At 69.0% G+C, this 13627-nt stretch carries 11 protein-coding genes; 9 read left to right on the forward strand and 2 right to left on the reverse strand.

From position 1 onward, the window contains the following. Window positions 1-4 precede the first annotated feature (4 nt). Window positions 5-2335 (forward strand): SpoIIE family protein phosphatase, encoded by a 2331-nt coding sequence (locus IG75_RS0112410; protein WP_051714537.1) that lies wholly within the window; start codon window positions 5-7, stop codon window positions 2333-2335. A 46-nt stretch (window positions 2336-2381) separates the two neighbouring features. Further along, window positions 2382-2720 carry an STAS domain-containing protein gene (locus tag IG75_RS0112415; RefSeq protein ID WP_030521387.1) on the forward strand — a complete coding sequence of 113 codons (339 nt, stop codon included), beginning with the start codon at window positions 2382-2384 and terminating at the stop codon, window positions 2718-2720. 73 nt (window positions 2721-2793) lie between these two features. On the opposite strand, the gene IG75_RS0112420 is transcribed toward IG75_RS0112415, so the two are convergent. Further along, window positions 2794-3834 (reverse strand): LLM class F420-dependent oxidoreductase, encoded by a 1041-nt coding sequence (locus IG75_RS0112420; RefSeq protein WP_030521388.1) that lies wholly within the window; start codon window positions 3832-3834, stop codon window positions 2794-2796. A 130-nt stretch (window positions 3835-3964) separates the two neighbouring features. Here IG75_RS0112420 and IG75_RS0112425 point away from each other — a divergent pair, with 130 nt between their 5' ends. The 7 genes from IG75_RS0112425 (at window position 3965) to IG75_RS0112455 (ending at window position 11845) form a co-directional block, all read left to right on the forward strand. Continuing rightward, window positions 3965-4627, forward strand: a complete 663-nt coding sequence (locus tag IG75_RS0112425) for a cyclodeaminase/cyclohydrolase family protein (protein WP_245713189.1) — start codon at window positions 3965-3967, stop codon at window positions 4625-4627. Between the two features lie 218 nt (window positions 4628-4845). Next, window positions 4846-5130: a hypothetical protein gene (locus IG75_RS0112430; RefSeq protein WP_063045284.1), complete on the forward strand. Its 285-nt coding sequence runs from the start codon at window positions 4846-4848 to the stop codon at window positions 5128-5130. A 269-nt stretch (window positions 5131-5399) separates the two neighbouring features. Further along, window positions 5400-6551, forward strand: coding sequence for a glycosyltransferase family 4 protein (locus tag IG75_RS0112435; RefSeq protein ID WP_245713195.1), 1152 nt, complete (start codon window positions 5400-5402; stop codon window positions 6549-6551). Further along, on the forward strand, window positions 6548-8659 hold the full coding sequence (locus IG75_RS0112440; RefSeq protein ID WP_030521392.1) for an amylo-alpha-1,6-glucosidase: 2112 nt from the start codon (window positions 6548-6550) through the stop codon (window positions 8657-8659). The genes IG75_RS0112435 and IG75_RS0112440 overlap by 4 nt, the downstream gene beginning before the upstream one ends. A 119-nt stretch (window positions 8660-8778) precedes the next feature. Beyond that, window positions 8779-9531: a L,D-transpeptidase gene (locus IG75_RS0112445; protein ID WP_030521393.1), complete on the forward strand. Its 753-nt coding sequence runs from the start codon at window positions 8779-8781 to the stop codon at window positions 9529-9531. 110 nt (window positions 9532-9641) lie between these two features. Further along, window positions 9642-10784, forward strand: a complete 1143-nt coding sequence (locus tag IG75_RS37340; RefSeq protein WP_051714538.1) for a DUF8176 domain-containing protein — start codon at window positions 9642-9644, stop codon at window positions 10782-10784. Between the two features lie 68 nt (window positions 10785-10852). Then, window positions 10853-11845 (forward strand): Acg family FMN-binding oxidoreductase, encoded by a 993-nt coding sequence (locus IG75_RS0112455; protein WP_030521395.1) that lies wholly within the window; start codon window positions 10853-10855, stop codon window positions 11843-11845. A gap of 117 nt (window positions 11846-11962) precedes the next feature. Here the strand turns inward: IG75_RS0112455 and IG75_RS0112465 are convergent, their stop codons facing one another. Next, window positions 11963-13207 (reverse strand): cytochrome P450, encoded by a 1245-nt coding sequence (locus IG75_RS0112465; RefSeq protein ID WP_030521396.1) that lies wholly within the window; start codon window positions 13205-13207, stop codon window positions 11963-11965. Window positions 13208-13627 lie beyond the last annotated feature (420 nt).

Genomic DNA, 13627 nt, shown 5'->3' on the forward strand with positions numbered 1-13627 from the left:
GGCAATGAGCACCGTACTCGCGGCGTTCCTCGACGCCTACGCCGACGCGTTGCGCCGCCATCTCGCCGACCCGGAGGGCGACGGCCTGGCCGAGGGGCATGAGCTGGGCCGCCGAGCGCTGGTCGAGGGCATCAGCCTGCTCGACCTCACCGAGCACCACTTCCGGGTGGCGAAACAGGTACAGGCCGAGGCCGGCGAGACGGCCGGGCCGCACGATGCGGGCCGCGTGGAGAATCTGCTCGCCGAGGACGCGCTCGAATTCCTGCTGCAAACCCTGATCACGCTGGATGTCGCCACCCGCGGCTACCTCGACGGCACCCGCCGGTACGAACAGCAGCGATCCCGGGCCGACGATCTGGCCGGGCGCGACGAGTTCCGCACCGCCCTGGTCGAATCGCTGCAGGACGGGTTCTTCGTCGCCGACGCCCGCGGCACCATCATCGAGGTGAACAAGGCGTTCGGCGAGCTCACCGGCTACGGCGCGACCGGCGTGCCCTATCCGTTACCGCATCCCTGGTCGATCCCGGAGGGCCCGCGCTACCCCGACCTGGGTACCGAGGCGTCCCGTTTCGTGGTACCGATCCAGCATCGGGACGGCCGCCGCCGCTGGATCGCGGTGAGTACCAGCGCGCTGGTCAAACCCGACGGCGAGGAGCACATCTTCGTCGGCACCGTCCGTGATGTCACCGCCGAACACGACGCCCAGGCGCGCGACCAGGCCGCGAACCGGCTGGCCACCGCGCTGGCCTCGGCCACCACGGTCGCCGAGGTCCTCGAGGTGGGGCTGGACGAGCTGCGACGCACGGTCGGCGCGGAGACCGCGGTGGTGGCGGTCTGGGCCGGTCTCACCGCGCCGGAGGTCTACATTTCCGGGAACCCCCCGGCCGCCGCGGGCGGTTCCCGACTCGAACCGGCGACGGAGGCGATTCTCAAACGCGCCCGCGTGCGGCCCGGCCGCACACTCATCGCGGTCCCGGAGGGCGCGGGCAGCGCACAGGGCATCGTGGCGCCGCTCGGCGAGAAGAGCGATGCCGCGCTGTGGCTGCGCTTCGCCGTCCCGCGGGTCGTCGACGCCGCCGACTGGACGCTGTTCTCACTGCTCATCGGGCATCTCAGCCTGGCCGTCCAGCGCGCCCGCAACTTCGATCAGGCGCGTTCCACCTCGCTGACCCTGCAGCGCGCCATGCTCGGTCCCATCGAACTCCCACCGCGGTTCTCGGTGCACTACGAACCGGCTCTGCCACCGCTCGAGATCGGCGGCGACTGGTACGACGTGGTCCCGCTGCCCGACGGCACCATCGGCGTGGTGGTCGGCGACTGTGTGGGCCGCGGCCTGTCCGCGGCCGTGGTGATGGGTCAGTTGCGTACCGCCGCCCGCGCGCTGCTGCTGCGCGGCGCCGGACCGGCCCAGTTGCTCACCGAACTCGACCCGGTGGCGGCCCGGATTCCGGGAGCGCTGTGCACCACCGTCTGCGCCGCGGTGCTGGATCCGGTGCGCGGGCTGGTGCGGTACAGCAACGCCGGCCATATGCCGCCCATCCTGGCCGATGTGGACAAGACCGGGCGCATGCTGGAGGGCGGCCGGTCGGTGCCGCTGGCGACCTTCGAGATCCCGCGCCGCCCGGAGGCCACCACACCGCTGCCGCCCGGATCGACCCTGGTGTTGTTCACCGACGGTCTGGTGGAACGCCGCGGTGAGGATATCGACGAGGGTTTCACCAAAATCGCCACCATCCTGGCCGACACCGCCGAGAAGTTACCGCGCCAGGTCGCCGACTCGGTATTGTCGGCGCTGCGGCCCGAGGGCGGATACGACGACGATATCGCCATGGTGGTCTACCGGCAGCCGCCCGCGCCGCTCCGGCTGGATGTACCGGCCCGCCCGGACCGGCTGGCCATGCTGCGTCGTACGCTGACAGCATGGCTGTCGTCCGCGGCGGTACCGCACAACCTCACCTCGGATCTGGTGGCCGCCACCAACGAGGCGTGCAGCAACAGTATCGAGCACGCCTATCGCAACGGCGGCGGTGACGCCGAACGGGTGGTGCTCACCGCCGAATGCGTAGGCGACCGGGTGGTCATCGAGACCACCGACACCGGGACCTGGCGTCCGCGTCCGGCCGATCCGGGACCGCGAGGTCGCGGCATCGATATGATGCGGGCGCTCACCGAAGAACTCGAGATAGATCACCACCTGGGGCCCGGAACCCGGGTACGGATGTCGGTCACGCTTCCGGCGATCACGTTCCCGGTGGCCAGCGCCCTGCGCGGGACCGCGAATCGGTCCGGCGGGGATACGATGCAGCGAGATCGAGAGACTCATGGCAGATTGTGATGATGTGACCAATACTCCTCCAGACGCGAACCCGCTCACGGATACGATGACGACCTCGGTCGCCGACCACGACGGTGTCACCGTGCTCACGGTGACCGGAGAGGTCGACCTCGCCACGGCTCCTGCCCTGGAGACCGCGATCGACGCCGCCCTCGACGCCGAACCGGCCGGCCTGGTGGTCGACCTGGCCGCCGTGAGCTTTTTGGCGTCGGCCGGGATGGCCGCGCTGGTCGCCGCCCATCAGCGGGCCGGTGACAAGACGACGATCGCCCTGGTGGCCGACGGGCCCGCCACCAGCCGGCAGCTCAAGATGACGGCTCTGGACCAGGTCTTCGCCCTGCATACGACGCTGGACGCGGCCCTGGCCGGCTTCCGGGCGGGCTGAACCCCGGATACCGGAGCGGGCCGGGCCGGCGGATTGCTCCGCCGGCCCGGCCCGAGTCGTTTCCGGAGCGGGATCAGTCGCAGATGGCGCGGAACTGTTCGATCAGCTTGACCCGGTCGGCCGGTGTCGCGGCCAGCGGCGCGACATTGAGCACGGTGACCCCCGCTTCGGCGAACGCGGCGACCCGTTCCTTCACGTATCCGGCCGGGCCGATCAGCGAAATATCGCGGACCAGCGCGTCCGGAACCACCTGCGTCGCTTCCTCTTTCTTGCCCGCCAGGTACAGCTCCTGGATCCGGTCGGCCTCCGCGCCGTAGCCGTACCGGGTGGCGAGGGTGTGGTAGAAGTTCTTGCCCTTGGCACCCATTCCACCGATGTAGAGCGCCAGCATGGGCTTCACGAATCCCAGGAGGGGCTCCACGTCCTCACCGATGGCCAGAGCCGGACCGGCGTAGATGTCGAGCGGGCCGAGTTCGGGGTCGCGCCGCTCCTTTCCGGCACGCAGCGCGTCACCGAAGACCGCGTCGGCACGTTCGGGCAGGAAGAAGATCGGCTGCCAGCCCTCGGCGACCTCGGCGGCCAGTGCCACGTTCTTGGGGCCCAGCGCGGCAAGCAACACCGGGATACGTTCGCGCACCGGGTGATTGATCAGCTTCAGCGGTTTGCCCAGACCGGTGCCGGTCCCCTCGGGTAGCGGGATCTGGTAGTACTTGCCCCGGTAGTCCAGCCGTTCCCGGCGCCAGACCTTGCGGCAGATCTCCACGAGTTCACGGGTTCGTCCGATCGGCGCATCGTAGGGCACCCCGTGGAATCCCTCGATGACCTGGGGTCCGGAGGCACCCAGGCCGAGCACGAACCGGCCGTCGGAGACGAAATCCAAACCGGCCGCGGTCATCGCCGTCAGCGTGGGCGTCCGGGTGTAGAGCTGCAGAATCCCCGACGCCAGCTGCAACCGGGAGGTCTTGGCGGCGAGATAGCCCAGAGCGCTCACCGCGTCGAAGGAGTAGGCCTCCGGCACGAACACGATGTCCAGGCCGGCGCGCTCCAGATCGGCCACTTCGGCCGCCGCCTCGGTGAAGCCACCCGAGTAGTTGATGCTCAATCCGATCCGCATGCCCTCAACATAATCCCGGCTACGGGGTGGCCACGCACCGGCCACGCCGGGCGACGCGGTAGGTTGAACCCGATAGCACAGTGCACCGTGCAGCTAACTTCGAGCAATTATGATCGAGAAAGGCCGAATCGTGTCGGAGCCCACCCAATCGCCACAGCACGCCGCCAGCGGTTTCGCGGGTTCGCCGATCAGCGACTACCTGGGCGAACTCGCGGCGAAGGTACCGGCCCCGGGTGGCGGCGCGGTAGCCGCGCTGCACGCCGCACAGGCGGCCGCACTGGTCGCCATGGTCGCGCGCTACACCACCCGGGCCAAGGACGCCGACCATCGGCCGGTGATCGACCGCATCGTCGCGGCCGCCGATATCGCCCGCGAGCGCGCACTGACGCTGGCCGACGCCGACGCCGAGGCCTTCACCGCCGTCGGCGCCGCCTACAAGCTGCCCAAGGGCACCGACAGCGAAGCCACCGCACGGACGGCGGCGATCCACGAAGCGCTACTGGAGGCCGCCCGGGTCCCCGCCGCGGTGATCGACGCGGCCGACGAGATCCTCGCGCTGGCAACCGAATTGCTGCCTATCGGAAACCCGAACGTGGTCACCGATATCGGCGCGGCCGCCGCGGCGGCCCGGGCCGCCGCGGTGACCTCCCAACTGAATATCGAGATCAATGTCGTCTCGCTTCCGGAAGAACACGCCGCCGCTTTCAGCGAGGCGCTGGTGCGGATCGAGGAAATCACCGACCGCGCCGAAACACTGCACCAGGAGGTGCTTCGCGCGGTTCGCGGCGGGTGATTCGGGTACACATATCAGCACGCGCGAATTAACCAGGTTTATGCCGAACTGGGATTATTCGAGATCAAGTGCAGAACGGAGCACGCGTAGAATGGGCTTCGTTCCTGATATTCACACTGCTCCACCGCTCGACCCAGGCTCGAGCAGCTAGACCGGCCGGCGGGGCACCGGCGGCCGGGGAACTGTTTGCCCCAGCTCGACGAGTGCAGGAGGTAACGGTGAGGATCGGGTACACATCGGCTCCGGTCGCGGCGGAACTCCCCGACCCAGGTATCGATGTCATCACCGAACACGGAGTCGTATCCAATATCGCCGACTGTTCGGCGGATCCAGGAGTGTTGACGCTCGGCCAGGCCCGGCGCGCACACGATATCCACCGGCTCTGTTCTCCCGAATGTCAGGTCCGCAGACGGGCCCGTCTCACCTTGGCCATCGCTTCGGCCGCCCCGGACCGTCCCACGTTCGGCATTTCGCCCGGGCGGTCCGCGCACTACGGCGATTGATTCCCGCGTGCCGGGTGAAAACAGCTGCCCGTCACGCCTCTTTCCGGCGCCGGGTATTCCGGCGCGCTTTCGATAGCGCTACGAACTCGCACCGAATGGTTCTCTAGCAGCTCCACCCATTGGCCGGGTGGCGATTGGCGTATGCCGCGCGGTCACTAGTAGAGGAGGAAGAGTTGAGCACCATATTCACGAATGCGGAATCCGAATCGGATACTCCGGCGCGAAAACCACGGCGCGCCCGGTTCGGTGGTAACGGCCGGAACCACCCGCTGAACATCGTGTTGGTGGCCCCGCCCTATTTCGACGTCCCCCCGGCCGGTTACGGCGGCGTCGAGGCCGTGGTCGCCGAACTCGCCGACACCTTGATCGCGCGCGGTCACCGGGTGACGCTGCTGGGCGCCGGAAAGCCCGGTACCGAGGCCGAATTCGTCCCGGTCTGGGAGAGTACGCAGGCCGAGCGGCTGGGCGACCCCTTCCCGGAAGTGGTCAACGCGCTCAAGGTGCGGCGCGTGGTGGAGAAATTGGCCCGCTCCCGGCATATCGATATCATCCACGACCATACTTTCGCCGGCCCGTTGAACGCTCCCGCCTACGAGGCGCTGGGCATTCCGACCGCGGTCACCGTGCACGGGCCGGTCGACAACGATATGTGGGAGTACTACGGCGCTCTCGACGAACACACTCGCCTCGTCGCGATCAGCGACCGGCAGCGTGAACTGGCGCCGAGTTTCAACTGGATCGGCCGGGTGCACAATGCGCTGCGGCCCAGCGAATGGCCCTTTCGGACCGAGAAGCAGGACTATGCGCTGTTCCTCGGCCGCTACGCCTCCTACAAGGGCCCCCATCTCGCATTGCACGCCGCGCACGAGGCCGGGATCAAGCTGATCCTCGCCGGTAAGTGCAACGAGCCGCCCGAGAAGGCCTTCTTCGCCCAGGAGATCGAGCCGCTGCTCACCGATACCGACCACGTCTTCGGGGAAGCCGACGCGGTCGCCAAACGGGAACTGCTCGCGGGCGCCCGCTGCCTGCTGTTCCCCATCCGCTGGGAAGAGCCGTTCGGCATCGTGATGATCGAGGCCATGGCCTGCGGCACCCCGGTGGTGGCGTTGCGCGGCGGCGCGGTCGAGGAGGTGATCGAGCACGGTGTCACCGGCTTCATCTGCGATCACCCCGACGAACTGCCCGCGGCCATCGCCCGCGCCGGCGAGTTGGACCCGCACGCGTGCCGACGGCGTGTCGAGGATTATTTCGGCGTGGATCAGCTGGGTGCCGGGTACGAGACGGCCTATTACCGCATACTCGATGCGTGGGACGAAGCCCACAGCAACGCCCAGGCATTGACCGCCGTCGGTACGCGTCGCACTGCGGTACCCGAGATACGCGCCGACGCCGGCACGACACCGGTATGGAGTAGGGCATGAACGCACCGCCGAGAATTCTCAACTCCGGCCAACCCGCCGCCATCAATGGCGGCGGGGGGACCGTGACCCTGGTCGAGGCGAGCACTTTCTGCTTGTCCGACCCTCTCGGCGATATCCATTCCGGCACCTCGCAGGGCCTGTTCTACCGGGACTCGCGGGTGATCTCACGGTGGGAGCTGCGCCTGGACGGACAGCCGGCGGAACATCTGACGGTGCTCACGCCGGAAGCCTTCAAGGGCCGCTTCATCCTGCGCAAACCCCCGCGCGCCGGAGTCGCCGACAGCACCGTGCTGGTGGTGCGTCGGCGGCTCATCGGCAACGGGCTCAAGGAAACGATCACCGTGCGCAACCTCGGGCACGAGGACACGGCGATGACCATCACCCTGTTCGTCGATTCCGATTTCGCGGATTTGTTCGCGGTCAAGGAGGGCCGTAACCACGGCGGTGGCGCCGAGCACAATGCCGTCGACGGCGATCTGCACCTGACCGACCATGCCGAACCCGGACGCGGCCTGACCATCAGCGCCACCGCCGGGGCGGTCATGCTGCCCGGCACCATCACCTGGCAGGTGGTGGTGCCGGCCCGCGGACGCTGGGATACCGAGATCCTTGCCCATCCGGTCATGTCGCACCGCCGGGTGCCGATGGCGTTCGGCGACGACGAGGACAGCCCGATCAGCCGGTTGAAGGCGTGGCGGGCCACCGCCACCGACCTCACAGCCACCGATCCGGCCCTGTCGGAGGTCCTGCAGCGCACCGAGAGCGATCTCGGCGCGCTGCGCATCGACGGCAGCACCGACGGCGCTCCGGCGTATGTGGCCGCGGGCGCCCCGTGGTTCATGGCGCTGTTCGGCCGGGACAGTCTGCTCACGTCGTGGATGGCGCTGCCACTGGATTCCGCGCTCGCCGTGGGCACCCTGCGCCGGCTGGCGGATCTGCAGGGTACGAAGGTCAACCCGATCACCGAGGAAGAGCCCGGGCGCATCATGCACGAGATGCGGCACGGCCCGGCCAGCGGCCAGGTACTCGGCGGGACCGTCTACTACGGGTCGGTCGACGCGACGCCGCTGTTCGTGATGCTGCTCGCCGAATGCTGGCGCTGGGGCGCGGGTGACCAGGTGATCCGCGAACTGCTTCCGGCCGCCGACGCGGCCCTGGCCTGGATCGACGAATACGGCGACGCCGACGGCGACGGGTTCGTCGAATACCGCCGTAAAACCGATCGCGGCCTGAGCAACCAGGGCTGGAAGGACAGTTTCGACGCGATCAACGACGCCTCCGGTCATCTGGCCGAGCCGTCGGTCGCACTGTGCGAGGTCCAGGGCTACGTGTACGCGGCCCGCCTGGCCCGTGCCCAGCTCGCCGACCATTTCGGCGATACGGGCACCGCCGCCCGGCTACGCGAGCAGGCCGAGAACCTCAAGGACCGGTTCGATGAGGCGTTCTGGGTCGCCAAGAACGGCTGGTATGCCGTGGCCCTGGACGGCCAGAAGAACCAGGTCGACGCGCTGACCAGCAACGCCGCTCAATGTCTGTGGACCGGCATCGTGTCCGACGAGCGCGCCGCCGAACTCATCGAACGGCTGGCCGATGTGAGTATGGACAGCGGTTTCGGCCTGCGCACGCTCGCTGCCGGCATGGGCGCCTTCAACCCGATGAGCTATCACAACGGCTCGGTGTGGCCACACGACACCGCGATCGCGGTCGCCGGCCTGCTGCGGTATCGGCATATCGCCGGCGCCTCCGACCTGGCCGAGCGCCTCACCACCGGCCTGCTCGACGCGGCCATCGACTTCGGCGGCAGGCTGCCGGAACTGTTCTGCGGTTTCGCCCGGACCGAGTTCCGCTCGCCGGTGCCCTACCCCACCTCCTGCTCCCCGCAGGCGTGGGCGAGCGCGGCGCCGCTGCTGCTGGTGCGGTCCTTCCTGGGGCTCTCGCCGTGTGTACCGCATCGTGTCCTGCGGGTGACCCCGCAGTTGCCCCGGGAATGGGGCAAGGTGGGCCTGACGGACCTGAGACTGGGCTCTGCCACGGTGAGCATCCACGCCGAAGGCTCCACCATGCACGTCCACGGGCTGCCCGACGACTGGAAACTCGTCACCGAATAGCAATCGCCCGGTGTGTCTACATCCCGAACGGGTGCCGGGACGATATCTTGGGTGGTTGAGTTGATCATGGCCCCTTAGGATGGACGTCTGTCCACCAGTCGTCCGTAAGGGGTGGAACCATGAATATTGTTGCCCGGCACCTTTTTCTAGCGATCGCGATCGCGCTCTCGCTGGCCGTCGCCCCCGCGGGGGCGAACGCCATGACGATCGATCCGCCCGGCCCCGCACCCGTGGCCTCGGTAACTCCCTCCGACGGCGCTCTCGTCGGCATCGCCCATCCGGTTACCGTCCGGTTCTCCGGCGCGGTCACCGATCGGGCCCGCGCCGAGCAGTCGCTGGCGGTCACCGCCGGCGATCCGCTGCCCGGCTCCTACACCTGGCGCGGTGACCGGGAACTGACCTGGACGCCCACCGGATATCTGCCGGCGAACAGCACGCTCACCGTGAATTTCGGTGATCACCGTACCCAGTTCCAGACCAACGGAGGGGTGGTCGCCGACGCGAACATGTCCACCCACACCTTCACCGTCAGCATGGGCGGTCTGGTGGTGCGAATTATGCCCGCGTCCATGGGCAAACCCGGTTACGAGACGCCCACCGGCACCTACCCGGTGCTGGAGAAGTTCCGCAACATCATCTTCGATTCCCGGACCATCGGTATTCCCCTGGATTCCCCGGAGGGCTACCTGATCGACGGAGAATGGGCCGAGCGGCTCACCTGGGGCGGCGTCTTCGTCCATTCCGCGCCCTGGTCGGTCGATCAGCAGGGTAATTCCAATGTGAGTCACGGGTGTATCAATCTGTCTCCCGACGACGCCGCGTGGTACTACGAAAACGTCGGTGTCGGCGATCCGGTGAACATCCACTGGTGATCGGGTGACCGGCGCGCCCGGTGCCGGCCCCCGCGCTGCGGTCCGGCCGGCGATCCACTAGAACAATGAAGAGCGATCGCGCGTCGTGAACCGATGAAGGGGGCCGCGCCATGGATCGACCGCCCTCGGGTCCCGCCGACGGGGAGCAGTACCCCCGAGACCACACCGGCCCACCCCGGGAGCGGGACCCGCGCACGGCACCGGAACCCGGATACGCCGATCCGGACCCGTATGGCCACACCGACCCACCCGGGCAGTGGGACCCGCATCCGTCAGTCGCACCCGGATACGCGGACCAGGATCCCGCCACTCCGCACCCCGACCTGTACCGCCCGCACCACGGCGATCCGGCCGGCTCGCCGGTGCCGGCCGATTCGATGCCCACCGAACCCATACCGGTGCTCCGGCTGCCGGGATGGGACAGCGGCAACGCCCACTACGAGGGTTCGTGGTCGGATTGGGTCGCGCGGGCGAGCGCCGACGCGGCCGAGCCCGAGGGTGTCACGGCGGAGGATCCCGGTGTGGTCCCGCCTCCCACCGTCGATACCCGACCCCCGTCCGGGGCCGCCGCGGCGGCCGACACCACCGTCGCGCCCGAGAACGAGCCGATGGCGACCACCGCGGACACCTCTCCCGCGGGCGCCCGGGAACGCCTGCGCCGGCGGTTGACCCCACCCGACCACACCACCCCTGCGCCGGTCCACGCCACGGCCCCCTCCGGCCGGATCCGTGTGCTTCCGGTGCTGCTGGGGGTCGCGGGGGTCGCGGCTCTCGGCGCGGCCGCGTATGTGCAGTTCGCGATCGTCGGCGGGGACGAACCGCGCGCCCCCGCCGCGGCGGCGCCCAGCGCCACGGTGCCCGCCGCCCCCGGCGCCGACCCGCACTGCGTGGCCGAACGGGTCGGTAACACCGTGCAGGGCAACGAACCGGGCGGCACCGATTCGGGGCCCTCGGCCATCTTCGGGTTCCAGCACGCCTACTACGTCGCCCGGTCCGGGGAGCAGGCCCGCGCGCTCGTCGCGGGGGACGCCGCCGTCCCACCGGCCGCCGATATCCAGCGCGGTATCGACACCATCCCGGAGGGGACCACCTACTGCGTCCGGATCGCTCCCGGCGCGTTCGTCGGCCAGTACACCGTCACCATCACCGAGTACCGGCCCGGATCGGCGCCGCTCGGATACAACCCGCAACTGGTCACGACGATGCGAATCGGTGACCGGACCTTGATCACCGGTATCGGCCCCATGCCCTGAGTGCCACGATTCGGCCCGGATCGGCGAACGAGGTGGTCCGGCGCGCTCGCGAGGCGCAGACTCGGAGGATGGACGCCATCGGTACAGCCCGGGTGCCCGATCATCCGACAGTGCAGGCCGCGCTGTCCCTGGCCCGGCGGGCGCCGTCGGTGCACAATACGCAACCGTGGCGCTGGGTGTTCGACGGTCACCGGCTGCATCTGCACCGCGACACCAGTCGGCAGCTGTTCTCGGCGGATCCGCAGGGCAGACAGCTGACCATCAGCTGTGGGGCCATCCTCGACCACACCCGGACCGCGTTCGCGGCGGCAGGCTGGGACACCGAGGTGATCCGGCTGCCCGATACCGCGCCCGACCACCTCGCCACCGTCGACTTCGCTCCCGCCGCCGAGGTCTCCGATACCGTCCGGGCCCGCGCCGCGGCCATCGAGCAGCGCTACACCGACCGGCTGCCGATGCTGCCACCCCGCGACTGGGACCGGGTCGAGCCGGGCCTGTGTGCGGCGGCCGGTGCCCGCGGGGCCCAGCTCGAGGTACTGGGCGACTCCGCCCGGCTGCGCCTCGCCGCCGCCTCGGCACGATCGGCGGCGTTGCGCGAATACGATCCGCAATATCTGAACGAGCTGCACTGGTGGGCGGGTAACAACTCCCCCGCCGACGGGGTGCCGATCTCCGCGCTGGTCTCGGCGGCGGAAGCGGCGCAGGTCGGGGTGGGCCGGGCCTTTCCCACCGCGCCGCCCTCGCTGCGGCGTGGTGAGCTGACCGACGCGTCGCGGCTGCTGGTGCTCGGTTCGGCCACCGACAGTGCCCTGGATTGGCTGCGGGCCGGGGAAGCGCTGTCCGCGGTACTGCTGGACTGCACGGCCGCCGGGCTGTCGACCTGTCCGCTGACCCATATCACCGAGGTCCCGGTCAGCCGGCGCGCCATTGCGAATCTACTGGCCGAGCCCGCGATTCCGCAGGTCGTCGTGCGGGTGGGCACCGCGCCTACCGCGGCCGCACAACCGCCGACACCGCGGCGCACCGTGACCGATTTCCTGGAACTGCATCGCGGCGGCTGAGCTGGCCTGGGCCTGGGCCACGGAGAGAGTGGTGTCGAAGAAACCCCGAACCACCTGGATCCAGGACGAACGGGGCGGTGGCATTCTGCATCGGAGACTCCTGACCGAACTGCCGAACTAGTGAAAACCGGCCACGCTGATCGGCGGGCTCTTCGGGAAGGTGACCGGAAGTGCGGACAGTGCCCGGTGGAATGGGCCCGGCCGCCACTGCAATTCCGCGGCGGGCACCGCCAGTTCCATCTCCGGGAGCGCATCCAGCAGCTGATCGATCGCGTCCTGCACGATCAGCACCGCTACCGGCCGCGCCGGGCAGGCATGCGGGCCCGTTCCGAAGGCCAGATGTGAGCGATTGTCGGTCACGTTCCCGGTGCGGATCGCCGGATCGTTGTTACAGGCCGCCATACTGATCACCACGGGCTGATGCGCGGGCAACCACACATTGTCGATCAGGATCGGCTGCCGCGGATAGCTGAAGCAGTAGTTGGCTATCGGCGGATCGTTGAACAGCACCTCGTCCAGCGCATCCCGGGTCGACAGGCTTCCGTCCAGTACATTCGCCGCGAACCGCTCGTCGGTCAGCATGAGCAGCAGGGTGTTCGCGATGAGATTCTGCGGTGGTTCGATCGCCGCCCCGTACAGCGTCACCAACTGATGCATCATTTCTTCGTCGTCCAGTCGCACCGGGTGTTCGACCAGCCGGCTGGTGACATCGTCACCGGGTTCGGCGCGTTTGAGCCGGGTCAGCTCCAGGAGCGCTTCGGACAGCATCTGATTGCCGCGTTCGGCGTCGATGGTATCGAACAGCGCCGCCATCCCGGTGGCCGCGCGCCGGCTGATATCGGGCGGGCAGCCGAGCGTGGCATTGAGGGTGGAGAAGGCGACCGGCAGAGCGTATTGGCTGACCACGTCGCAGTAACCGACTTCGCAGAACGAGTTGATCAGTGGGACCGCGACCTGTTCCACGGTGGCGTGCAGGCGGTGCAGATCGATCTTGCCGAGCGCCGCCGCGGCCGCCGAACGATACCGCGTGTGCTCACTGCCGGCGCTGCGGATCGGGTTGGGCCGCCACTCCATCATCGGGCGGATCGGGCAGTCGGCGGGGATATCCTGTTCCCACGCACGCGGATCGGCCGGAAAATGGTCCGGATCGTGCAGGATCTGCAGGGCGGCGTGGTAGCCGATCACCAGGGTGGCCGGGACGCCCGGCGCCAGCTCCACCGGAGCCAAGGAGCCGAAACGCTGCCGCATCTCCCGGTAGGCCCGGTGTGGATCGGCTGCGTACTCTTCCGCGTACAGCGGGATTCGCGGACCGTCGAAATCCCGGGGTCCCGCGGACGATAGGGGTGTGCTCTCGATAGTCAAAAGTCTGTGGTTCCTGCGCGAAGGGTCTCGCGGCCGGAGGTCCGGCCGCCGGGCTGAGTTCGCGACTCTACCTGGAACCCAGCGCGGCCGATCGGGATTCGCAGCGCCACGGATGGTCGTGCACATGCACGGTCGGCTGTGTTCATCGGCCGCGCGGGGTCGAGACCTCTCGGTCTGGCCGTTCAACGCCCGAGACTCGCGTATGCGATGTGCGGTCCGCCCTTCACGGAGTGCGACCGGTGAGCACCCCGGCCGAGGGCGGGACGGCTTCGACCCGCTGCGGGCCGCGGCGGCCCCGGCGCCGGGTCGTGTCATCGTTCGTCCGGCCGGATGCGCGTGCCCCGCCGGCACTTTCACGTCTTCCTCGCGCACGGCCCGGCCGCCGGGCTTTCACGTGGTAGCGCACTGCGAGATGCTGCC

Origin of the sequence: Nocardia rhamnosiphila NBRC 108938 (assembly GCF_000720425.1) — a bacterium.
Classification (GTDB): Bacteria; Actinomycetota; Actinomycetes; order Mycobacteriales; family Mycobacteriaceae; genus Nocardia; species Nocardia rhamnosiphila.

Bases quoted from the DNA above. Each gene is read 5' to 3' on its own strand.
- IG75_RS0112455 (WP_030521395.1), top strand. From the start codon at position 10,853: ATGGACGCCATCGGTACAGCCCGGGTGCCCGATCATCCGACAGTGCAG.
- IG75_RS0112445 (WP_030521393.1), top strand. From the start codon at position 8,779: ATGAATATTGTTGCCCGGCACCTTTTTCTAGCGATCGCGATCGCGCTC.
- IG75_RS0112420 (WP_030521388.1), bottom strand. From the start codon at position 3,834: ATGCGGATCGGATTGAGCATCAACTACTCGGGTGGCTTCACCGAGGCG.
- IG75_RS0112415 (WP_030521387.1), top strand. From the start codon at position 2,382: ATGACGACCTCGGTCGCCGACCACGACGGTGTCACCGTGCTCACGGTG.
- IG75_RS0112410 (WP_051714537.1), top strand. From the start codon at position 5: ATGAGCACCGTACTCGCGGCGTTCCTCGACGCCTACGCCGACGCGTTG.
- IG75_RS0112440 (WP_030521392.1), top strand. From the start codon at position 6,548: ATGAACGCACCGCCGAGAATTCTCAACTCCGGCCAACCCGCCGCCATC.
- IG75_RS37340 (WP_051714538.1), top strand. From the start codon at position 9,642: ATGGATCGACCGCCCTCGGGTCCCGCCGACGGGGAGCAGTACCCCCGA.